Origin of the sequence: Nocardia sp. NPDC050712, from assembly GCF_040654295.1 — a bacterium.
Lineage (GTDB): Bacteria > Actinomycetota > Actinomycetes > Mycobacteriales > Mycobacteriaceae > Nocardia.
In genome coordinates this window covers 1,666,968-1,688,475 of record NZ_JBFAHT010000002.1, presented here as the reverse complement: position 1 = coordinate 1,688,475, position 21,508 = coordinate 1,666,968, and the positions used below count along the sequence as shown (strand labels likewise).

Below are 21,508 nucleotides of genomic sequence, written 5' to 3'. Positions count from 1 at the left end.
GGCCGGAGGGGCGGGCGTCAGCGCAGCGGTCCGCGGGTGGTTGTCGGCGGGGTGGCTGACTCTCCGTTGTGGGGCGCGCTCAGTGCGGGAGGTGGGGCTGGGTGGTGCCGAGGGCGCGGATCAGGTGGTCGAGGTCGGGAAGGTCGGGGAGGTCGTAGACGATCTCGGGGATGGCGGTGGCGGCTTCGGGGGTGAGGGCGGTCGCGGTGTTGAGGCGGAATTTGGTGGCGAGTTCCTCAGGGGACAGCGGGTTGCCGGGGCCGCCGCGGTTCATGGTGACGCGTTCGGTGTGGGTTCGGCCGGTGTGCAGTTCGGCGGTGAGGGTGGCGGGGAACTGGTGCGGGAAGATCTCGTCGCAGCGGGGGTCGGGGCGGCAGGAGACCTTGGCGGCCAGGGCGAGGCGGGCCGGGTCGGCGGCGGCGCTGTCGGTGAAGTCCTCGTGGAAGACGCCGAGACCGCCGCCGCCGAGCAGGGCGGCCGCGACGGTGTAGGGGCCGGAAAAGGCTGCGTGGTAACCGGATTCGGGGTGGCGCTTGGCGGCCAGGGGTTCGCCGATGGTGCGCAATACCGCGGTGGGGGCGGCGAGGATCAGTCGGTCGATCTGGTCGGCGGTGATGCCGTGCGCGCGCAGGCGCAGGGCGGCGTCGATGCCGGCGTGGGTGAAGTGGTTGCAGGGGTAGGGCTTGAAGAAGATGCCGGGCAGTTCCCAGTGCGTGCCGAGGTCGGCGGTGACGACCGAGGCGTCGGCCGCCGGACCGCAGAACGCTTGCAGCAGCCCGAATCTGCCCTCGATGACCGTCGGCGGTCCGGTGAGCCCGTGCCGGGCCAGTCCGGCCGCGGTCACCGCCGCGTGCGCGGCCCAGCCGCAGTGCACGCGTTTGACGGTGCCGCCGGTGCGATTGGCTTCCAGCAGACCCGAACCCATGCTGGCGGCGATGCCGAGGGCGTGCCCGATCTCGGCCGCGCCGAGCCCGGACAGCATGGCCGCCGCCGCGGCCGCCCCGACCGCCCCGCAGATGGCGGTGGCGTGCAGACCGCGTTCGAAGAAGATGGAATTGCCGAGCGCCGCGTCGTATCCGGCCATGCCGAGGCGGACGGTGATCTCCACCCCGACGGCCACCGCGTCCAGCAGCGCGGCCCCGCTGGCGCCGGTGGTCTCGGCGACCGCCAGGGCGGCCGGCACCACCGAGGCCGAGGGGTGCAGCACCGAGGGCAGGTGCGTGTCGTCGAAATCCAGGGCATGCGCCAGGGTGCCGCCGAGCAGTGCCGCGCTCGCTTCGGGATAGCGCCCCGGCAACCCCAGGGCAGTCGCGCGCGGCCGCCCCTCCCACTCGGTGATCAGCGCGCGCACAGCCCCGGCCGCGGGTGTTTCGAGAGCGGCCAGGCTGTTGCCGAGCACATCCAGCACCCGGCGGGCGGCATCGGTCCGCAACTCCGCGCCGACCCCACGCGTGCGGGCACGGAACGCGAACAAAGCCAGCTCTTGAACAATCGTCAGGTCGCTCATGCGATGACTCCCGCAAGCAGGCGCATCAGCGATCTGTCGGCGGTGTGCGGAGGGTGCGCGACGGTGTGCTCCCGGTTGGCTCGGTCCGGCAGTAGGAGGACGCCGGAGGTACGCATGATCCGGCGTGCGGTGGCCATTGTCTGTCCGGTCATCTGCTCACCGCCGCGAGCGGGCGTACCGGGGAACCGGTGGCGCCGACTATGCGTAGGGGGGCCAGGACGAAGACGAACTCGGTGCGGTGTTCGGCGGCAAGTGCTTCCAAGGCAAGGTGTTCGAGGATGTAGATGCCGGAGTCGACCAGGAGTATTCGGTGCACGGGCAGGACGCTGTGGCCCGCGCCGGGGGCGAGGCATTCGTAGGCGGTGGTGTCGGCGCCGGTGGCGGCGATGTGCCGATCGGCGAGCCAGCGGGCCGCGTCGACGCCGATGCCGGGCACGCCGGATCGGTTGCCGAGATAGGCCGGGGCGTTGTCGAAGAGTCTCGCCCAACCGGTGCGAAGGAGGACGACGTCGCCGGTGCGCGGGTGCACGCCGGCGCGGCGCGCGGCGCGCTCCAGATCCTCGACGGTGATCTCGTATCCGCCGGGCAGGGTGTCGGTGTCGTGCAGGGCGGCGATGTCGAGCAGGAGGCCGCGGCACAGGAAGCCGGGCAGGTTTTCGGCGCCGTGCGCGCTGAACCGGCCGCCGGTCTGGGCCCGTGCGGCGTCGACGCCGCCGTGCAGCAGCCCGTCCTGGCTGACGTGGCTGAGGGCGTCGATGTGGGTGCCGACGTGCCCGCCGGTCACGATGATCTCGCTGGCGGCCGACCCGCCGTCGGGGCGCACCAGGTCACCGTGCCTGCGCGCCAGCGTCATCCGGAAGCCGGGGTGGTTCGGGGAGCACGGCATGCCGGTGAAGAACGGCTGCCCGAGCTCGATCAGGCGGACCCCGGCGCCCACCGCCGCCACCAGCGGATCGGTCATCGGATCACCCCGGCGGCGCGCAGTGCGGTCAGCCGGTCGGCGTCGACGCCGTAGCCGCCGAGCACCTCGGCGGTGTGCGCGCCCAGTGGCGGCCCGGTCCAGCGGATCCGCCCGGGTGTCTCGGAGAGCCGGAACAGCACGTTCTGCATCCGGATCGGCCCCAGCTCGTCGTCGGGCAGTTCGGCGATCGTGCCCAGCGCCCGATACTGCGGATCGGCCAGCACGTCGGCGGCGGTGTAGACGGGCGCGATCGCCGCCTCGGCCTGCTCGAAGGCGCGCAGCACCTCGGCGGTGCCGCGTTCGGCGATCCAGGAGCCGACCGCCGCGTCGAGTTCGTCGGCGTGCTCGGCTCGTTCGGCGCCGGAACCGAACCACGGCCGCTCGATCAGATCCGCCCGCCCGACCAGGCGCAGCACCCGCTCGGCCACCGATTGCGCGCTGGTGGACACCGCGACCCAGCCACCGTCGCCGGTGCGATAGATGTTGCGGGGCGCGTTGTTCGAGGACCGGTTGCCCATCCGCGGTTGCAGCGTGCCGAGCTGGTCGTAGGCGATGAGCTGCGGCCCGAGCAGGGTCAGGATCGGTTCGATGATGGCCAGGTCGATCTGCTGGCCATGCCCGCTGTCCGCGCGCGCCCGCAGCGCCGTCATGATCGCGAAAGCCGTGGCGAGACCGGCGATTCCGTCGGCCAGACCGAACGGCGGCAGGGTGGGCGGGCCGTCCGGATCGCCGGTGACGGCGGCGAACCCGCTCATCGCCTCGGCGAGGGTGCCGAATCCGGGCCGCCGCGCGTAGGGGCCGACCTGCCCGAAGCCGGTGACGCGGGCCAGCACCACACCCGGATTGATGGCCCGCAGCGCGGGATATCCCAGGCCCCACCGCTCCAGGGTGCCGGGGCGGAAGTTCTCGATGACGACATCCGCCTCGGCGACCATGCGGCGGAAGATCTCCTGCCCGTCGGGCGCGCCCAGGTAGAGCGTGATCGATTTCTTCCCGCGCCCCAGCATCTTCCACCACAGGCCGACGCCGTCACGCTGCGCGCCGTGGCTGCGGACCGGGTCGCCGCGCGGATGTTCGATCTTCACCACCTCGGCCCCGTAGTCGGCCAGCAGGGTGGCCGCGAGCGGGCCCGCGAACAGCGTCGCCACATCCAGCACCCGGATCCCGGACAGCGGTCCATCCATCACGCAACTCCTGCTCCGCCCGCATCGTTTCCCTCAACGAAACATGAAAGCCGGTGCGCGGCATTGACTATCAGCGAATAGTACTGCGATGATCGCCGAATTGGAAAAGATGTTTCGCACAGAGAAACTGAGGTGTGCTGTGGTGGCGACCGATCTGCTGATCCGCAACGCCCGGGTCGTGCGCCGGGGTGCGCAGTCCGCCGAGGACCCGGAGCCGGTCGATATCGCCGTCGCCGACGGTGTGGTCACCGAGATCGGGGCCGGTCTCGCGGCCGGCGGCGCGCGCCGCGTGGTCGATGCCCAGGGCCTGCTCGCCTTCCCCGGCGTCGTCGACGCGCATCAGCACTGGGGCATCTACCAGGAGCTCGCCGCCGACACCGAGAGCGAGAGCCGCGCTTGCGCGCAGGGCGGGGTCACCACCTCGCTCACCTACATGCGCACCGGCCGCTACTACCTCAACCGGGGCGGCGCCTACCGCGACTTCGTCCCCGAGGTGCTGGACCGGATGGCGGGCCGCTCGTTCGTCGATCACGCGCTGCACCTGGCGCCGATGACGGCCGAGCACATCGCCGAGATCCCGTCGCTGGTCCAGGATTTCGGCATCACCTCGTTCAAGATCTTCATGTTCTACGGCGGGCACGGGCTGCACGGCCGCGCCGCCGATCAGTCCGAGTTCCTGATGATCCCGCCGGAGCAGCGCTACGACCTCGCGCACTTCGAGTTCGTGATGCGCGGAATCCGAAGCGCCCGAGCGCGGTTCGGCGACCGGATCTCGCTGTCACTGCACTGCGAGACCGCCGAGATCATGACCGCCTACACCGAAATGGTCGAGCGCGACGGCACGCTCACCGGCTTGCGCGCCTACAGCGCCTCCCGCCCGCCGCACTCCGAGGGGCTGGCCATCACGATGGCCGCCTACCTCGCGCACGAGACCGGCCTGGCGAATATCAACCTGCTGCACCTGTCCTCGGCCAAGGCCGTCGAGGCCGCGCTGACGATGGCGAAAGCCTTTCCGCACGTGGACTTCCGGCGCGAAGTCACCATCGGCCACCTGCTCGCCGACGTCGACAGCGCGCACGGGCTGGGCGGAAAGGTGAATCCGCCGCTGCGCGACCGCGCCGACGTCGAAGCGCTGTGGGGGCACCTGCTGACCGGGGAGATCGACTGGGTGGTCAGCGACCACGCCTGCTGCCGTGACGAACAGAAGTTCGGGGCCGATCGGGACGATGTGTTCGCGGCGAAGTCGGGTTTCGGCGGCGCCGAGTACCTGCTGCCCGGCCTGGTGGGCGAGGGCAGGCGGCGCGGGTTGCCGCTCTCGCGCATCGCCGAGCTGACCGCGTGGAACCCCGCGCAGCGCTACGGCCTGACGGGCAAGGGCGCGATCGAGCCGGGCTTCGACGCCGACATCGTGCTGGTGGACCCGACTGCCGAGTGGACGGTCCGCGCCGCCGACTCCGAATCCGCCCAGGAGTACACCCCTTTCGAGGGATTCACCATGAACGCCCGGGTCACGGAGGTGTTTCTGCGCGGGCACCACGTCTACCGCGACGGCAAGGTGCAGGGTGAACCGCGGGGCCGCTACCTCCGTCGTGCGCCCGCCTAGCCGTCAGGGAAAGCTGAGGCGATGGTGTCCCTGATCCTGCTACTGCTCGCCGCTTTTCAACTCGCCTGCGTGGCGCGGCTCGGCCGTCGGCCACCCTGGCTGCTGTGCGTGGTCGGGCTCGGGCTCGCCTACGACTCCGCGGTCGTCGGTCTCGGTGCCTGGCTGGGGACCGGAGATGTCCTGCACGCGTTGAGCATCGGGCGTTACGTCGGCCATGTGCTGGTCACCCCGCTGCTGGTGGTGTGGGTCGCCGACCGGGTCTTCGCCCGCCGGGGGATCGGGCCGTGGCTGGTCGCGGCCGGTCTGGTCGCGTGGGGCGCGGTGACGGAGCTGATCGGCCTGCACCTGGTTCCGAAGTCCTTCGCCGATACCCTGCGCTACGTGCCGGACCACCCGGGCGGCCCGCCGATCCCGGCGCTGATCGTGTCGGTAGTACTGCTGGTCGCCGGAATTGCCCTGTGGCGCAAGCAAGGCTGGCCCTGGCTGGCGCTGGCCGGCATCGTGTTGATCGTGGCTTCGGGCGCGGCCGTCGCACTACCGCCGCTCGGCAACGCGGGCGAGGCGGTCCTGCTGGCCGCGCTCGTCGCTGCCGAACGCCGGCTCAGCCGCCCTGGTGATGGTCGTAGTCGTTGAAGTCGACCGCACGCGTGGCCCGGGCATAGGCGAGATGCGAGCCCGGCCAGACGGCGGTCACCGTGCCGTCGGCGGTGTGATACCAGCCGGGGCACCCGGTGGTGAAGACGGTGCGCCGCAGCTTGTCCTGGAGGCGGCTGTTGTAGGCGTGCTGGGCTTCCGGTCGCACGTCGAGCCAGCCGCCGCGTTCGGCGATCCGCTCGATCGCCAGGCGGGCGTAGCGGGCCTGCTTCTCCAGCATGAATGTGATGGTGTTGGTGAGGGATCCGGTGTTCGGGCCGTACATCAGGAACAGGTTCGGGTAGCCCGAGACGGTGATGCCGAGATGGGCGTAGGGCCCGGCCTTCCATTCGGCGTGCAGCCGGCGGCCGTCGCGGCCGGTGATCTCGATCGGGGCCAGATACTCGGTGGCCGTGAAACCGGTGCACCACACGATGACGTCGGCGTCCACCTCGCTGCCGTCGGCGAGCACCAGCCCGCGTTCGGTCACCCGCTGCACGCCGTGCGGATGCAGCGTCACCTGCGGCAGGTCCAGCGCCGGATACCAGGCGTTGGACAGCAGCACCCGGTTGCAGCCGAACCGGTAGCCGGGCGTGACCGCCCGGCGCAGCGCGGGATCGCCGATCTCGCGCCGGATCTTGGCCTTCAGCCACCATTCGAAACCGATCTGCACCGGCTCGGCCCAGCGCGCGATGAACGGCGCCCGCGCCTCGTACCAGAGCCATTCGGCGTTGTGCTGCAAGCGGGCCAGCCCGGGAACCCGCCGGAGCAGGGTGCGCGCGATCCGGTTGGTCCGGTGATCCCATTTGTTGCCGACCCAGTAGGCCGAGCGCTGCACCACGTGCAGTTCGGCGACGCGGTCGGCGATGGCGGGCACGATCTGCACCGCGCTCGCGCCGCTGCCGACGACCGCGACCCGCTTGTCGGTCAGATCGACCCCGTGGTCCCACTGCGCCGAATGGAATTGCGCGCCCGCGAAATCGGCCATGCCGTCGAGTTCGGGCAGCGCGGGCCGGGACAGCTGACCGGTCGCGCAGATCAGGACGTCGAAGTGGTTCACCTCGCCGTCCTCCAACTCGACCCGCCAGCGGGCGGCCTCGGGCTCGAAGGTCGCCGCGACCACCTCGGCGCCGAAGCGGATCTTGCGGGTGACCCCGTGGGTGTCGGCGGTGCGCTGCAGATAGCGGTGGATCTCCGGCTGGGTGCCGAAGCGCCGCGACCACTCCGTTTCCAGGTGCGCGGAGAACGAGTAGATCGGGGACGGGACGTCGCAGGCCGCGCCCGGATAGGAGTTGGCCCGCCACACCCCGCCCGCCGAGTCGCCGCGCTCGAACACGGTGTAATCGTGCATCCCGTTGCGGTCCAGTTCCATCGCCGCGGCCAGCCCACCGAATCCCGCGCCGATGATGGCGACCGACACTGCCTTGCTCGTCATGGTTCGACGGTAGGTGCGCGACCCGGGCGGGTTCGAGGTCCGATCCGGGTGGGTTATTGTCATTTCCGGACATGAGTATCGAGACACCCACCTGGGACCACCCCCGCGGCCCCGCCGCGACCCGCATCCTGGTCGACCTGGGCGCCGAGCACGGGCTCAGCGCCGCGGACTGCCTGTCCGGCAGCGGTCTGCGTCCCGCCGATCTGGAACGACCCGATCTGGTGGTCGAGGCGGGCCAGGAACTGGCCATCGCCCGCACCCTGCTGCACCGGATCGGCGATCGGCCCGGCCTCGGCGTGGCGGCGGGACTGCGCTACACCGTGGGCACGCTCGGCATCTGGGGTTACGCCATGCTGTCCAGTTCCAGTGTGCGCGAGGCGATCCGGCTCGGCGTGCGCTACGCGCAGCTCTCCTTCGCGTTCATCGAACCGGTCGTCGAGCGCAGCGGGCGGGACCTGGCCGTGGTGTTCGACGCCGCCCAGATCCCCGCCGATGTCCGGGACTTCTTCGTCGAACGGGAGCTGGCCAAGATCGCCGTGCTCATTCCGTCCGCGGTCGGCGATCCGCGCGGGCTGCGGATCGAGGCGGCGTTCGACGGCGCGCGCGCCGCGGCGCTGCGCGAGCAACTGCCCGGAGTGGACCTGCGCGTCGGCGCCGATCGGCATCGCCTGGTCTTCGCGGCGGCGCTGCTGGATCAGCCGCTGCCGCAAGCGGATTCGACCACGGCGCTGCTGCTCGAAGAGCAGTGCACGCGGATCCTGGAGGCCCGGCGGTCGCGGCGCGGTATGTCGGCCCGGGTGCGCGCGCTGATTCTCGCCGAGATCGACAGCGCCCCGTCCGCGGGCGAGATCGCGGCCCGCCTGCACCTCGACGAGCGCACGCTGCGCCGTCGCCTGCACGCCGAGGGCACCTCGTTCCGGGAGCTCGTCGACGAGGTGCGCGCCACCCTGGCCGCGGACCTGCTGACCCTGGACCGCCTCACGCTCGCCGAAATCGCCCGCCGCCTCGGCTATCACGACGCCGCCGGTTTCAGTCGCGCGCACCGGCGCTGGACGGGTCGCGCGCCCCGGCAGCACTGATTTTCGCCAGATGCATCGTTTTTGCATCGTTTCTGGGCTAGGTTGGATTATGCCGCACCGCAACCGGTTCGGTGGTCCGAGAACAGTCCGATACCTAGGCGAATCGCCTCGAATGCGGCGTCGCCGCAGGAGATTGCCATGAGTGTTTGTCTTTCACGCCGTACCACCGCCGCCGTGCTGGCCGCGGGTCCGGTGCTCGCCGCGCTGTGCTTGCTCGCTCCCGAAGCCGCTGCCAGCGCGTGCCCGGTGCCGGGCGCGGGCGCCACCTCGGTGACGACCGCGGGGGAGCAGTGTTCGGCCTCCAGTGTCGGCGGCAGCGCGGCCGCCGCCTACGGGGTGGCCGGTTCCGCGACTGCGGACGCGGGGCCGGCCAGCCTGTCCCTGGCCATCGCGCAGAACGGTGGCACCGCCGTCGTGCGGGCGGGGTCGCTGTCGGCGCCCGCGGCGGTCGCGGTGGGCCCCGGCTCGACGGTCCTGATGAACGGCGCCCGGCCCGGTCTGGCGCTCGGCATCGCCGGACCCGGCGCCACGGTGACGGTCACCGGGGTCAGCACCCCGACCTGCACCGGCGGCATCGGCTTCGCCGGAGATTTCCAGACCCTGCAGGGCTGCTTGTCGCTGGGCTGACCATGATCGTGGGCCCGGTCCGGACGGATCGGGCCCACCCTCAGCCGCGCCCGCCGGTGCCCTGCCGCGCCGACCAGGCCCGCAGCAGGCCGACCGACCCGATCCGCAGGCGGCGCGCGGTACCCACCCGGGCGCGATGCCCGAAGACCTCGAACCCGCGCTGCTCGATGCGATCCAGGATGTCGGAGTACAGCACCAGCGCGGTATGCACGCACGGACGGGAGCGGGGCGCCAGCGCGTCGATGCCTTCTCGGGCGAATGCATAGACGCCCCGGGTGATTTCGTGTTGCGCGGCCAGGGCGCGCCGGACCCGGGCGTCGGCGCGGCCCTGGCGGTGGCACCAGAACAGCCGTTCCCGGTCCACGCCGTGCGCGGCCAACTCGTCGGCGGGCAGGTAGACCCGGTCGCGGGAGAGGTCCTCGTCGACGTCGCGCAGGAAGTTGGTGAGCTGGAAGGCTTTTCCGAGTGCGGCGGCATACGGCGCGGCGTCCGCGCGCGCGGCGGCGGTGCCCAGCACCGGCAGCAGTTGCAGGCCGATCACCTCGGCCGAACCGTAGATGTAGCGGTCCAGGGCGGCCCGGTCCGGATAGTCGGTGACCGAGAGGTCCATCGCCATCGATGTCAGGAAGGCGTCGAACAGGTCACCGGGGATGTCGTAGGCCTCGGCGGTGTGCAGCACCGCCGCGAGGACCTCGTCGCCCTCGGCGTCGCCGGAGCGGAACCGGCCGGCGAGCTCGGTGAGCCGCTCGGCGCGCTGCGCGGTGCGGCGATCCGGATCGATGTCGTCGAGGATGTCGTCGGCGCGCCGGGCGAAACCGTAGAGCGCGTGCACGGCCGGGCGCTGGTCGGGGGCCAGCAGCCGGGTGGCCAGGAAGAACGTCTTGCCGTGGCGGGCGTTGAGCTCGCGGCAGATCCGATAGGACTCGCGCAGGCGCGGTTCGGTGATGCCGGCGGCGGCGAGTTCGGTGCGCGTCATGCTCGTCCGATCAGTGCGGGGGCGGTGCCGGCGCGGAGACGGCCGGTGATGCGGTCGGCGGCGAGCCGGCCCGACACCAGGACCGGAGGGATCCCGACACCGGGCACGGTGGAACCGCCCGCGAGGACGACGTTGTCCAGGCCGCGGATCATGTTGGCGGGACGGAACGGGCCGGTCTGGGCGAAGGTGTGCGCGAGCGCGAACGGGCTGCCGGCCAGCATGTCCTGGCTCGCCCAGTCCGCCGGAGTGACCGTGCGCAGGATACGGGCATCGCGCAGCGAACCGGGCCCCAGGCGCTGCCGGGCGAGGTCGAGGATCTCCGCGGCGTAGGCCGGGCCGAACTCGGCCCAATCGATCCGCCCGCGTTCGAGATTCGGCACGGGCGCGAGCAGGTAGAGCAGATCGCGTCCGGGCGGCGCGAGCTCGGGATCGGCGGCGGTGGGCCGGGTGAGCAGCAGCGACGGGTCCGCCATGACCTGCCCGGTGTCGATGATGTCGGCGAAGGCCGCGGACCAGGCCTTGCCGAACAGCAGCGAATGATGCGGCAGCTCGGGCTGCGCGGCGCAGGCTACGTGCAGCACCAGCGCCGAGGGCGCGGCCCGCACCCGCAGCGGCCGGCGGGGCCGATGCCCGAGCAGCTGATGGGTGCGATGCCGCTCGGTGGTCAGCACGACCGCGTCGCAGGCCAGGCGCGTCCCGTCGGCGGTGTGCACGGCCTGAACCCGCGCGCCTTCGCGTTCGAGCCGGGTCACGGTGGCGCCGTAGCGGAAACGCACACCGGCGGCGACCGCGGCCGCGGCGAGCGCGTCGGGAACGGCGCGCATCCCGCCGCGCGGGAAGTACACCCCGGCCATCGTGTCCATGTGCGCGATGACCGCGTACGCCGCCAGCGCCCGGTCCGGGGCGACACCGGCGTAGAGCGCCTGGAAGGTGAACACCCGCCGCAGATCGGGATCGCTGATGTGGCGCGCGACCCGGCGATCCCAGCGCCCGAAACCGCCGAGCGCCGCCAGCCGCGCCAGCGCGGGGGTGAGCATCGAGAGCGGGGATTCGAAGTTGGTCGCGATGAAATCGTCGAATTCGGTGCGGTACAACCGGTTCAGCCATTCGCGCAGCCGCAGGTAGCCGGCTGCCTGCTCGGCTCCGGCGAAGGCGGTGACGGCCCGCACCATGGCCGCTGCGTCGGAGTGCACCTCGAGGGTGCGGCCGTCGGCGTAGGTCGCGCGGTAGGCGGGGGCCACCGGGCGCAGGTCCAGGCGGTCGGCCGCCCGCGCGCCGACGGCGGCGAAGACGTCGTCGAGCAATTCGGGCATCGTCAGCACGGTCGGGCCGGTGTCGATGCGGTAGCCGTCGATGTCGAGGCGGCCCATCCGGCCGCCGGGCACCTCGGCGCGTTCGAGCACCGTCACCGTGCGCCCGCGCCCGGCCAGATGCAGTGCCGTGGACAGGCCCGCCAGGCCGGCGCCGACCACCACGACCTGGTCGGAAGGGCCGGTTACCGTACGCATAGTCGGCTCCTTACGCCGGTCCGGCGGTGCACAGCAGCGCCAGCTGCCGCAGCGCCGCGCGCCGCACCGCGTCGAGCGGGCCGGTGTCCAGCAGGTTCAGCGCCACCTCGACGCGGGCGTCGATCATCGCCTCGATCCGTTGCGGCGCACCGCATTCGGCGATCAAGGTGCGGCAGCGCTCGATCGCGGGCACGTCGAGCACCGGCCGCGCCAGCAGCTCGCTCAGCTCGCGGCGCGCGGCGGGGCCGGCGCAGTCCAGGGCGACGACCACGACGCTGGTCGCCTTGTGCTCACCGAGGTCGCAATCCTGGGGTTTCCCGGTCAGCGCCTCGGAGCCGAAGATGCCGAGCAGGTCGTCGCGCAGCTGGAACGCCTCGCCGACGCGCGAGCCGTAGGCGCCGAGCACGTGCAGGGTGCGCGGCTCGCAGCCCGCCAGTGCGGCACCGAGTTCCAAGGGCCGCCGCACCGTGTAGTTGCCGGACTTGGCCCGGGCGGTGTCGAGCACGGCCGACAGCGGCGGGCAGGCGCGCACATCATTGGACAGGTCGGCGAACTGGCCCGCCGCCAGCTCGATGCGCATGGCGTCGTAGCGCGGCCACATGCGTTCCAGGGCAGCGGTGTCGAGGCCGCTCTCGCGCATCATCTGCTCGGCCCACACCAGGCACATGTCGCCCAGCAGGGTCGCGGCGGCGGTGCCGAAGCGGGAATCGGCCCGCGCGCCGTGGCGGGTCGTGAGCACGACGTGCGCGGCCGGTGCGCCGCGGCGCAGCACCGCGTTGTCCATGACGTCGTCCTGGAGCAGGGCGAAACCGTGCAGCAGTTCCAGGCTCGCCGCCGCCCGGACGGCCGCGGCGGCCGGTTCCGCACCGCACAGCCAGCCCAGATACAGGAAGGTCGAGCGCAGCCCCTTCCCGCCGGCCGCGTACTGCCACAGGATGTCGTCGACCTTGACCGGCAGCAGATCCTCGACACCGGCCCCGCGCAGGAACGCGCCGATCTCGCCGAGGACCAGGGTGCGCAGGTCGCCGCGCCAGCGCGCGAAGGTCGCGGTGCTCGCGACCGAGGCGGAATCCAGGGTGGGTAGTTCGTCGAAAGCGACGGTGCTCATCGGCTTTTCCCCGTTCTGGCCGGATCGGATCGCGCGGTCCCGACCATCCTATGCCAAACGATGCAGAAGCGATGCACTAGTGCGTTCAGTGCTGTTGCGCGGACCGTTCCCGGGTCAGCTCCGCGACGGCGTCCTCGAGCGAATCGAGGTGGCCGACACCGGGCGGTCGCGCACCGGCCGACCAGCCGGGTCCGGCCAGCAGCAGGCGCGCCGCGCGCGGTTGCGCGGCCACGATGGTGCGCAGGCGCGCGGTGTCGGGGGTCTGCGCCCACAGCACGACGACCGGGGCCCGCTGCTGCCGGGCCAGCGCGTCGGTCAGCGCGCTGTCGGGCACCGACTGGCCGAGGAAGACCGCGGGCTCACCGTGCTCGGCCAGCGCGGCGCGCAAGACCTCCAGCGGCAGCGTGTGCTGTTCGCCGCCGGTGCAGGCCAGCAGGATCGGCGGATACCGCGCCGCGTCCCGCAGCAGCGGCGCCACCCGGTGCAGCGCGCTGGTCACCGCCCAGGACAGCATGTGCTCGACGTCGATGAAGCCCGCGCCCGCGTCCTGGCGATCGATGATCGCGGCGAATACCGGGCGGCACAGCAGGTTCCAGGTGTCGACCACGCCGTGGTGTGAGAAGTGTGCCACGATCGCGGGCAGCAATTCGGCCGGATCCAGCCGCTGCGCCGCGGCCAGGATCGCCGGGACGTCCTCGAGCGCCGAGATCGGCGCACTGGTCGCCCGGGCGGCTTGCGCGGCACTGGCCGGCGTCGCGCCCGCGCGCACCAGCTCGACCATCCGGACCACCACGGCGATGTCCTCGCGGGTGTAATAGCGATGCCGCCCGGGAGCGTGCCGAGAAGGCCCGATGCCGTAGCGCTGATTCCAGCTGCGCAACGTGGCGACCGGAATCTCCAAGCGTTTGGCGACCGAGCCGACGGTGAATTCGCCGACCCACGCGACGTGGTCATCGGCGCTGTTCATACCCGATACCCACCCGGTAACCACTGCGCGAAATGATCCGTATCCTACCCGGCGCGGCCGTTCACCCGTGCGGCACAGCAAATCTCACTGTTCCGGTCGCCGGCGCACCCGGCCGGGCGGCCCAGGTCCCGGGCGGTAGCGACGAGGGTGTTCAACTCCTGGCCGTGGGTCGTCCGGGTGCGATCGCCGGAGGGGTCGTCGCCAACGGGTCGTAAGCATTCGAGCACATTCCACTGGCTGGTAGCTGAGTATTCGCTACCATTCTCAGGGTTGGCCTCGTGGCCGATGTATGCGTTCTCCATTACCCCGGCGGTGCGATTGGGAGAGGCGAATGGCTGATTCGAACTTCACGACCGACAATTCCGGCATTCCCGTGCACAGTGACAGCGATTCGCTCACGGTGGGGCCCGACGGGCCCATCCTGTTGCACGACGCCTATCTGATCGAGAAGATGGCGGCGTTCAACCGGGAGCGGGTGCCCGAGCGGCAGCCGCACGCCAAGGGCGCGGGCGCGTTCGGCGTCTTCGAGGTGACCCACGACGTCAGTGCCTACACCCACGCGAAGGTGTTCCAGCCGGGCACCAAGACCGAGATGCTGGCGCGCTTCTCGACGGTGGCGGGCGAGCGCGGCAGCCCGGACACCTGGCGTGACCCGCGCGGATTCGCGCTGAAGTTCTACACCGAGGACGGCAACTTCGACCTGGTCGGCAACAACACGCCGGTGTTCTTCATGCGCGACCCGCTGAAGTTCCAGGACTTCATCCGCTCGCAGAAGCGGCGCGCGGACAACAACATGCGCGACAACGACATGCAGTGGGACTTCTGGAGCCTGTCACCGGAGTCGGCGCACCAGGTCACCTGGCTGATGGGCGACCGGGGCATCCCGCGCAGCTGGCGGCACATGAACGGCTACTCCAGCCACACCTACATGTGGGTCAACGCCGCGGGCCAGCGGTTCTGGGTGAAATACCACTTCAAGACCGACCAGGGCGTCGAGTTCCTCACCCAGGCCGACGCGGACGCCCTGGTGGCCACCGACGGCGACTATCACACCCGCGACCTGTGGGAATCCATCGCGGGCGGCAACCATCCGAGCTGGACGCTGCACATGCAGATCATGCCGTTCGACGACGCCAAGACCTACCGCTTCAACCCGTTCGACCTGACCAAGGTCTGGCCGCACGGTGACTATCCGCTGATCGAGGTCGGCCGGATGATCCTGAACGCCAACCCCGCCGACTATCACACCCAGATCGAGCAGGCGGCGTTCGCGCCCAGCAACGCGGTGCCCGGCACCGGACCCAGCCCGGACAAGATGCTGCTCGGACGCTGGTTCTCCTATCCGGACGCGCACCGGCACCGGATCGGCCCGAACTATCACGAGATCCCGGTGAACACCCCGCACGCGACCGAGGTGCGTTCCTACTCCAAGGACGGCCCGATGCGGCACCACAATCCCGGTGACCCGGTGTACGTGCCGAACTCCAAGGGCGGCCCGGCGGCGCGGGTGGACGGGCCGCGCGAGGCGGCGGGCTGGCACAGCGACGGCGAGATGGTCCGGCAGGCCTACACCCTGCGGGCCGACGACGACGATTGGGGACAGGCGGGCACCCTGGTGCGCGAGGTCCTCGACGACGCCGCGCGTGACCGGCTGGTCGGCAATATCGTCGGCCACCTGAGCAACGGGGTGACCGAGCCGGTGCTGGCGCAGGTCTATGAATATCTAGGCAATATCGACGCCGACCTGGGCGCGCGCGTCCGGGCCGGGATGACCGCTCCGCGCTGAGGCCAGCGCGCGACCGGTTTTCGAGTCCGGATGCGCGGCGAGCTCGTCGGGTGTGCCCGCGAAGACGAGCTCGCCGCCGTGGCGTCCGGGGCCGGGGCCGAGATCGAGCAGGTGGTCGGCCTGGCCGATGACCTCGAGATTGTGCTCGATGACCACCACGGTGTTGCCCTGGTCGACGAGGGTGCCCAGCACCTCGAGCAGGGTGCCGATGTCGGAGAGGTGCAGGCCGGTGGTCGGCTCGTCGAGGATGTAGAGCGTGCCACCGTCGCGGCGGGTCAGTTCCTTGGCGATCTTCAGGCGCTGGCATTCCCCGCCGGACAGGGTGGTCAGGGCCTGGCCCAGGCGCAGATAGCCCAGCCCGACCTGTTCGATGCGGCGCAACGGCCCGGTGATGGCGGGTTCCTCCAGGCGGGTGGCGGCCTCGGCGACGGTGAGGTCGTCGATGTCGGCGATGGTCAGGCCGTCGACGGTGTAGCGCAGCGCCTCCGGGGTGAAGCGTCGCCCGCCGCAGGTCTCGCACACCGTTTCCTGGCCGTCCATGAACGCCAAATCGGTGTAGCGGACGCCGAGTCCCTGACAGGTCGGGCAGCCGCCCTCGGAGTTCGCGCTGAACAGGGCCGGGCGCACCGCGTTGCGGGTGGCGAAGAGGCGGCGCAGCGCGGGCGCGATGCCGGTGTAGGTCAGCGCGGAGGAGCGCCGGTTCGTGGTGACCGGACGCTGATCGACGACGGTGGCCGGGTGCTGAGCGGCCAATTCCGCGGCCAGACTGGACTTTCCGGAGCCGGCGACGCCGGTGAGCACGGTCAGCACGCCGGTGGGGATGTCGAGGGTGAGTCCGCGCAGGTTGTTGCGGGTGGCGTCGGTGACGCGCAGGGCGCCGGTGGGCGTGCGCGGGGTGCGCGGGGCCCGGCGGCGGCGCAGGCCGCGGCCGGTCGGGGAGTCCGCGAGCAGCAGGTCGTCGAACGGTCCCTCGAACACCACCGTCCCGCCGGCCGCGCCCGCGCCCGGCCCGATCTCCACGATCCGGTCGGCGATGGCCATGACATCGGGGTCGTGTTCGACGACGAGCACGGTGTTTCCCTTGTCGCGCAACTGTTTCAGCAGCGCGGTCAGGGAGCGCACATCGTGCGGATGCAGGCCCATGGTGGGTTCGTCGAAGACATAGAGCATTTCGACCAGGCTGCTGCCGAGGTGGCGCACCGTCTTGATGCGCTGCGACTCGCCGCCGGACAGGGTGCCGGTGGGACGGGACAGCGACAGATAGCCCAGCCCGAGGGTGGTGAGCGCGGTCAGGCGTTCGCGCAGGGCCGCCACCACCGGGGCGACCTCGGGCGCGTCGACGGCGGCGAGCAGTTCGGCGAGTTCGGCGAGCTCGAGTTCGCTCATCTCGACGATGGTGTGGTCCAGGACGCGGGCGCTGCGGGCGGGCTCGTTCAGCCGGGCGCCGTGGCAGTCCGGGCAGGACGCGGCATGGGTGAACCGGTGCAGCACAGCCTGTTTGCGTTCGGACAGGTTGTCGGCGGTGTGCAGATAGATCCGCTCGAACCGCTCCAGCACGCCCTCGTAGTCGCGCGGCGGCCGGGTGCCCAGCTCGGCGGCGGCCGCCCCGCCGTAGAGCAGTGCCTGGCGTTCGCGGTCGGTCCACGCGCGCAGCGGGGTGCTCGCGTCGAACGAGCCGATATCGGCGTACTGGCGATACCAGTACTGCCCGTGGCCGAAGCCCGGCAGCAGGATCGCGCCGTCCGCCAGCGATTTGTCCAGATCCAGCACACGCTCCACGGCGGTGCGCAGGGTCTGGCCCAGGCCCGAGCAGGTCGGGCACATGCCGGCCGGATCGTTGAACGAGAAGTGGTTCGATTCCCCGACATAGGGGGTGCTGATCCGCGAGAACAGCAGGCGCAGATAGCTGTAGACGTCGGTGCTGGTACCGACGGTGGAACGGGCGTTGCCGCCCAGCCGCCGCTGGTCGATGACCACCACCGGTGACAGGCCGTCGATGTGGTCCACCGTGGGCCGGGTCCAGCGCGGCAGCCGGTTGCGCACGAACGGCGGATAGTTCTCGTTCACCTGATACCCGGCCTCCGCGGCGACCGTGTCGAACACCAGCGACGACTTGCCCGAGCCGGAGACCCCGGCGAAGACGACCAGGCTGTTGCGCGGGATGTCGAGGTCGATCCGGCGCAGATTGTGGGTGCGCGCGCCGCGGAGGCGGATGGCTCGGTGCTGCTCGAATGCGCTCATGACTCGACGCTAACGGCAGATGTGGCCGGATTCTGACCGCAATGGCTGCCATGATGGAGCCATGGCAGATGTCACCCGCCGGATGCTCGAACTGCTGGCCCAGCTGCAGACCGGGCGGCGTTTCAGCGGGCAGGACCTGGCCGCGCGCCTCGAGGTCAGCCCGCGCACGCTGCGCCGGGACGTGGAGCGCCTGCGCGAGTACGGCTATCCGGTCACCACCCAGCCCGGGCCCAGCGGTTTCTACCGGCTCGCGGCCGGGCGCACCCTGCCGCCGCTGGTGCTCGACGACGACGAAGCGGTCGCGACCCTGGTGAGCCTGGCGCTGCTCGGCGCCACCGCACCCCGCGAACCCGTGGACGGCAACGGCTTCGCGCCCGCGGCCGATCGCGCCTTCGGGAAACTCGACCAGTTCCTGCCGCAGCGGCTGCGCCCGGCCGTGGCCGCGCTGCGCGACACCGTGGAGACCGCACCGCAGAACGCGCCCGCGGTGCGCCCGGAAGCGGTCGCCACCCTGGGCACCGCGGCCGCGCGCCACGAATACGTCGGCTTCACCTACCTCGACCGGGACGGGCAGGTCACCCGCCGCCGCGTCGAGCCCTACCGCGCGATCCACCTGCACCTGCGCTGGTACCTGCTGGCCTGGGACCCCGAGCCCGCCGACTGGCGCACCTTCCGCCTCGACCGGATCGACGAGATCACCACCACGGCAAGCCATTTCGCACCGCGCCCGTTGCCCGCCGCCTCGGGCGCGGAGTATCTGCGCGAGGGGCTGAGCGCGCCCCGGCACCGCGCGGTCGTCACCGTCGAGGCGCCCGCCGCCGCGGTCGCGGACGTCCTGAAGTTCCAGGACTGCGAGATCGAAACGCTGGGACCCGACCGGTGCCGGCTGCGCACCCGGGTGGATTCCTTCGAATGGCTGATTCTCCAGGTCGGGCTGATCGGCGTGGACTTCGTCCTCGAGCAGCCCGCCGAATTCCGGGACCGGGCGATCGAACTCGCCGACCGGCTGTGTCGCGCCGCTGCGCCGGGCCGGGCCGATACGGTGTCGAGCACGGCAGAGTCCGTCCGGGATGGAAAGGATCGCTCTTGATCGCAGCACGTCGGGTGAGTGGGCTCGCATGGTGAATCGATTCGGCGCGCCCCCGCGCCCGGTCCTGCCGCTGCCGGTCCCGGCGATCTGGATGCTGTGTGTGCTCGCGCTGGCGAGCGCGGGGTTGATCGGTGCCGTGCTGGCGGGGGAGGGCGCGGTCGCTTTCGACGACCCGGTCCGGGACTGGATGCTGGAGCGGCGCACCGGCACCGCGACCACGGTGGCCACCGCGGTCACCCATGCCGGTGGCGGCATGGTCACGACGCTGGTCGCGGCACTGGCGGCGGTCCTGCTGGTGCGGCGCGGGCACGGGTGGCCCGCGGGATTGATCCTGGTGGCGGCGGTGGGTGCGCAGCCGTTGAGCAACGTGAGCAAGATCCTGATCGACCGGGATCGGCCGCCGACCGGTGACCATCTGGTGCAGGTGGCCAGTCAGTCCTTCCCCTCCGGGCACAGTCTCGGATCGTTCGTGGTCGCCACCGTGCTCGCGGTCGTGGCGGTGGCGGGCTGTTCCGGGCGGGCGCTGCGGTCGGCGATTGCCGGGGCGGCGGCAATATTCGTTGTCGCGGTGGGGCTTTCGCGGATCTATCTGGGTGTGCACTGGCCCACCGATGTGCTCGGCGGGTGGTCGATGGGCGCCGTGTGGGTCGGGCTGTGCCTGCTCGGCTATCGGGCGACGACCACCGCGCGAGCGGCCTAGCGCTGCACGACCTTCGCCGGGTCGAGGTCCAGGCGGCGCAGCAGCTGGGCGTTGACGGCGACCACGACGGTGGAGGCCGACATCAGCAGCGCGCCGACCTCCATCGGCATGGTGATGCCCCAGGGTGCGAGGACACCGGCCGCCAGCGGGACCGCGATCACGTTGTATCCGGCCGCCCAGATCAGGTTCTGCGCCATCTTGCGGTAGGTCGCGCGGGATAGCTCGATCACCGACACGACCGCGCGCGGATCGTCGCCGGCCAGCACCACACCGGCGGAGGCGATCGCGACGTCGGTGCCCGCGCCGATGGCGATGCCGACATCCGCGCGGGCGAGCGCGGGGGCGTCGTTGACGCCGTCGCCGACCATGGCCACGGTGTGCCCGGCGTCCTGGAGATCCTGGACCTTGGTGCCCTTGTCCCGGGGCAGCACGCCGGCGAACACCTCGTCGATGCCGAGCCGGTCGGCCACGGTGCGCGCGACGGGTTCGGCGTCGCCGGTGACCATGGCGACGTGCACGCCGCGTGCCCGCAAAGCCGTGATGGCCTGGGCGGATTCGGGGCGGATGTCGTCGGCCAGCGCGAGCGCGCCGACGAGTTCGCCGTCACGCAGCACGTGCAGCACGGTCGAGCCCTGGGCCGACCAGGTCGCGGCGGTCGGGGCCGGGTCCAGGTGGTGGCCGGTGAGCAGGGCGGGCCCGCCGACGTCGATGGTCGCGCCGTCGACGGTCGCGCTGACCCCGATGCCGTTGTGCGCGGTGAAGCCCGTCGCGGGGGGCACCCGGACACCGTGCTCGGCGGCGGTGTGCACGATGGCGCGGCCCAGGGGATGTTCGCTGTCGGATTCCGCGGCCGCGGCCAAAGCCAGCACGTCGTCGTCGCCGAGGCGGTGCCCGGTGGCGGTGGTGGCGACGACGGCCGGTTCGCCGCGGGTGAGGGTGCCGGTCTTGTCGAACAGGATCGCGTCGACGGTGCGCATCGTCTCCAGTGCGCGGCGGTCGGTGATCAGCACTCCGGCGCGGGCGGCGCGTTCGGTGGCGATGGAGACCACCAGCGGGATGGCCAGGCCCAGCGCGTGCGGGCAGGCGATCACCAGCACGGTGATGGTGCGGGTAACCGCCGTTTCCGGTTGTCCCAGCAGCAGATACACGAGCGCGGTCAATGCCGCGGCGCCGGCGGCGAACCAGAACAGCCACGCCGCGGCCCGGTCGGCCAGGACCTGGGCGCGGGAGGTGGAGTTCTGCGCCTCGGCGACCAGGCGCTGGATGCCGGCCAGCGCGGTGTCGGCGCCGACCGCGGTGACCCGGACCCGCAGCGCGGAGTCGGTGCTGACGGTGCCCGCGACCACCCGGTCCCCGGCGCCGCGCCGGACGGGCCGGGATTCGCCGGTGATCATCGACTCGTCGACCTCGGCGCTGCCGGTCTCGACGGTGCCGTCGGCGGGCACGCGGCCACCGGGGCGCACGACCACGAGATCGCCGGTGCGCAGCTCCGCGACGGCGACCGAGGTGGCGGTGCCGTGCGCGTCGAGGCGTTCGGCGGCGTCGGGGAGCAGCGCGGCCAGTGAACTCAGCGCGCTCGAGGCCTGGCCGAGCGAGCGCATCTCGATCCAGTGGCCCAGCAGCATGATCACGATCAGCAGCGCCAGTTCCCACCAGTAGTCCAGCTCGTGGGCGAGCAGTCCCAGCGTCGAACCCCACGAGGCCGCGAAGGCGACGGTGATCGCGAGCGCGATGAGCAGCATCATGCCGGGGCGGCGGGCGCGGATCTCGCCGACGGCGCCGGTCAGGAAGGGCCGCCCGCCCCAGCCGAACATCACGGTACCCAGCACCGGCGAGACCCAGCGCAGCGCGCGCGGCACGGTGTAGCCGAGCAGGTCGGCGAACATCATGTCCGCGGCGACCACGGGGATCGCCAGCAGCAGCATGATCCAGAACAGCCGCCGGAACATCGCGACATGATCGCCGTGGTGGGTGCCGGTAGCTGGGTGGCCGGTGGTCGATTCGGCGTGCGAATGCATGGGTGGCAGGTCCTCCGGGTCGGCGGCGGAACACGTTGCTGAAAGATAACTGATGCGGGTCCGGATCGGCGGAAAGCGCGCGAAT

The 21,508-nt window shown here is 71.6% G+C and carries 18 protein-coding genes; 7 read left to right on the top strand and 11 right to left on the bottom strand.

Annotated features, from left to right (window positions below; genetic code table 11):
* Positions 1-79: 79 nt before the first annotated feature.
* From AB0H76_RS18725 to AB0H76_RS18710, 4 genes are read right to left on the bottom strand one after another with little or no spacing between them, the layout of a single operon-like run.
* On the bottom strand, positions 80-1,507 hold the full coding sequence (locus tag AB0H76_RS18725; RefSeq protein ID WP_357325008.1) for an MmgE/PrpD family protein: 1,428 nt from the start codon (positions 1,505-1,507) through the stop codon (positions 80-82).
* On the bottom strand, positions 1,504-1,659 hold the full coding sequence (locus AB0H76_RS18720) for a hypothetical protein (RefSeq protein WP_357325006.1): 156 nt from the start codon (positions 1,657-1,659) through the stop codon (positions 1,504-1,506). The genes AB0H76_RS18725 and AB0H76_RS18720 overlap by 4 nt, the downstream gene beginning before the upstream one ends.
* Positions 1,656-2,468, bottom strand: coding sequence for a cyclase family protein (locus AB0H76_RS18715; protein WP_357325003.1), 813 nt, complete (start codon positions 2,466-2,468; stop codon positions 1,656-1,658). The genes AB0H76_RS18720 and AB0H76_RS18715 overlap by 4 nt, the downstream gene beginning before the upstream one ends.
* Positions 2,465-3,652, bottom strand: a complete 1,188-nt coding sequence (locus AB0H76_RS18710; RefSeq protein ID WP_357325001.1) for a CoA transferase — start codon at positions 3,650-3,652, stop codon at positions 2,465-2,467. Before AB0H76_RS18710 ends, AB0H76_RS18715 begins: the two co-directional genes overlap by 4 nt.
* A 142-nt stretch (positions 3,653-3,794) precedes the next feature.
* Here AB0H76_RS18710 and AB0H76_RS18705 point away from each other — a divergent pair, with 142 nt between their 5' ends.
* The gene (locus AB0H76_RS18705; RefSeq protein WP_357324998.1) at positions 3,795-5,255 is read left to right on the top strand and encodes a dihydroorotase family protein; all 1,461 of its coding nucleotides are present in this window, start codon (positions 3,795-3,797) and stop codon (positions 5,253-5,255) included.
* A 21-nt stretch (positions 5,256-5,276) separates the two neighbouring features.
* On the top strand, positions 5,277-5,888 hold the full coding sequence (locus AB0H76_RS18700; protein WP_357324996.1) for a hypothetical protein: 612 nt from the start codon (positions 5,277-5,279) through the stop codon (positions 5,886-5,888).
* Here the strand turns inward: AB0H76_RS18700 and AB0H76_RS18695 are convergent.
* Complete coding sequence (locus tag AB0H76_RS18695) at positions 5,857-7,323, bottom strand: NAD(P)/FAD-dependent oxidoreductase (RefSeq protein WP_357324994.1); 1,467 nt, start codon at positions 7,321-7,323, stop codon at positions 5,857-5,859. The two genes, AB0H76_RS18700 and AB0H76_RS18695, sit on opposite strands and share 32 nt — an antisense overlap.
* 71 nt (positions 7,324-7,394) lie before the next feature.
* Between AB0H76_RS18695 and AB0H76_RS18690 the strand changes: the two genes are divergently transcribed.
* The gene (locus AB0H76_RS18690; protein ID WP_357324991.1) at positions 7,395-8,402 is read left to right on the top strand and encodes an AraC family transcriptional regulator ligand-binding domain-containing protein; all 1,008 of its coding nucleotides are present in this window, start codon (positions 7,395-7,397) and stop codon (positions 8,400-8,402) included.
* A 138-nt stretch (positions 8,403-8,540) separates the two neighbouring features.
* On the top strand, positions 8,541-9,029 hold the full coding sequence (locus AB0H76_RS18685; RefSeq protein WP_357324989.1) for a DUF6764 family protein: 489 nt from the start codon (positions 8,541-8,543) through the stop codon (positions 9,027-9,029).
* 40 nt (positions 9,030-9,069) lie between these two features.
* Here AB0H76_RS18685 and AB0H76_RS18680 read toward each other — a convergent pair whose 3' ends face one another.
* The 4 genes from AB0H76_RS18680 to AB0H76_RS18665 all read right to left on the bottom strand — a co-directional run bounded on the left by AB0H76_RS18680 (position 9,070) and on the right by AB0H76_RS18665 (position 13,588).
* Entirely contained in the window at positions 9,070-10,005 is a 936-nt protein-coding gene (locus AB0H76_RS18680; RefSeq protein ID WP_357324986.1) for a phytoene/squalene synthase family protein, read from the bottom strand.
* Positions 10,002-11,513: a phytoene desaturase family protein gene (gene crtI, locus AB0H76_RS18675; RefSeq protein WP_357324983.1), complete on the bottom strand. Its 1,512-nt coding sequence runs from the start codon at positions 11,511-11,513 to the stop codon at positions 10,002-10,004. The genes AB0H76_RS18680 and crtI overlap by 4 nt, the downstream gene beginning before the upstream one ends.
* Before the next feature lie 10 nt (positions 11,514-11,523).
* Positions 11,524-12,621 carry a polyprenyl synthetase family protein gene (locus AB0H76_RS18670; RefSeq protein WP_357324980.1) on the bottom strand — a complete coding sequence of 366 codons (1,098 nt, stop codon included), beginning with the start codon at positions 12,619-12,621 and terminating at the stop codon, positions 11,524-11,526.
* A gap of 85 nt (positions 12,622-12,706) precedes the next feature.
* Entirely contained in the window at positions 12,707-13,588 is an 882-nt protein-coding gene (locus AB0H76_RS18665; RefSeq protein WP_357324978.1) for a MerR family transcriptional regulator, read from the bottom strand.
* A 331-nt stretch (positions 13,589-13,919) separates the two neighbouring features.
* Between AB0H76_RS18665 and AB0H76_RS18660 the strand changes: the two genes are divergently transcribed.
* Complete coding sequence (locus AB0H76_RS18660; protein ID WP_357324976.1) at positions 13,920-15,374, top strand: catalase; 1,455 nt, start codon at positions 13,920-13,922, stop codon at positions 15,372-15,374.
* Here the strand turns inward: AB0H76_RS18660 and AB0H76_RS18655 are convergent.
* The gene (locus tag AB0H76_RS18655) at positions 15,312-17,615 is read right to left on the bottom strand and encodes an excinuclease ABC subunit UvrA (RefSeq protein WP_357324973.1); all 2,304 of its coding nucleotides are present in this window, start codon (positions 17,613-17,615) and stop codon (positions 15,312-15,314) included. The two genes, AB0H76_RS18660 and AB0H76_RS18655, sit on opposite strands and share 63 nt — an antisense overlap.
* Before the next feature lie 61 nt (positions 17,616-17,676).
* On the opposite strand from AB0H76_RS18655, the gene AB0H76_RS18650 reads away from it, so the two are divergent.
* On the top strand, positions 17,677-18,705 hold the full coding sequence (locus AB0H76_RS18650; RefSeq protein ID WP_357324970.1) for a WYL domain-containing protein: 1,029 nt from the start codon (positions 17,677-17,679) through the stop codon (positions 18,703-18,705).
* 28 nt (positions 18,706-18,733) lie between these two features.
* The gene (locus AB0H76_RS18645; RefSeq protein ID WP_357324968.1) at positions 18,734-19,405 is read left to right on the top strand and encodes a phosphatase PAP2 family protein; all 672 of its coding nucleotides are present in this window, start codon (positions 18,734-18,736) and stop codon (positions 19,403-19,405) included.
* On the opposite strand, the gene AB0H76_RS18640 is transcribed toward AB0H76_RS18645, so the two are convergent.
* Entirely contained in the window at positions 19,402-21,423 is a 2,022-nt protein-coding gene (locus tag AB0H76_RS18640; protein WP_357324965.1) for a heavy metal translocating P-type ATPase, read from the bottom strand. The genes AB0H76_RS18645 and AB0H76_RS18640 overlap by 4 nt on opposite strands.
* Positions 21,424-21,508: the final 85 nt, after the last annotated feature.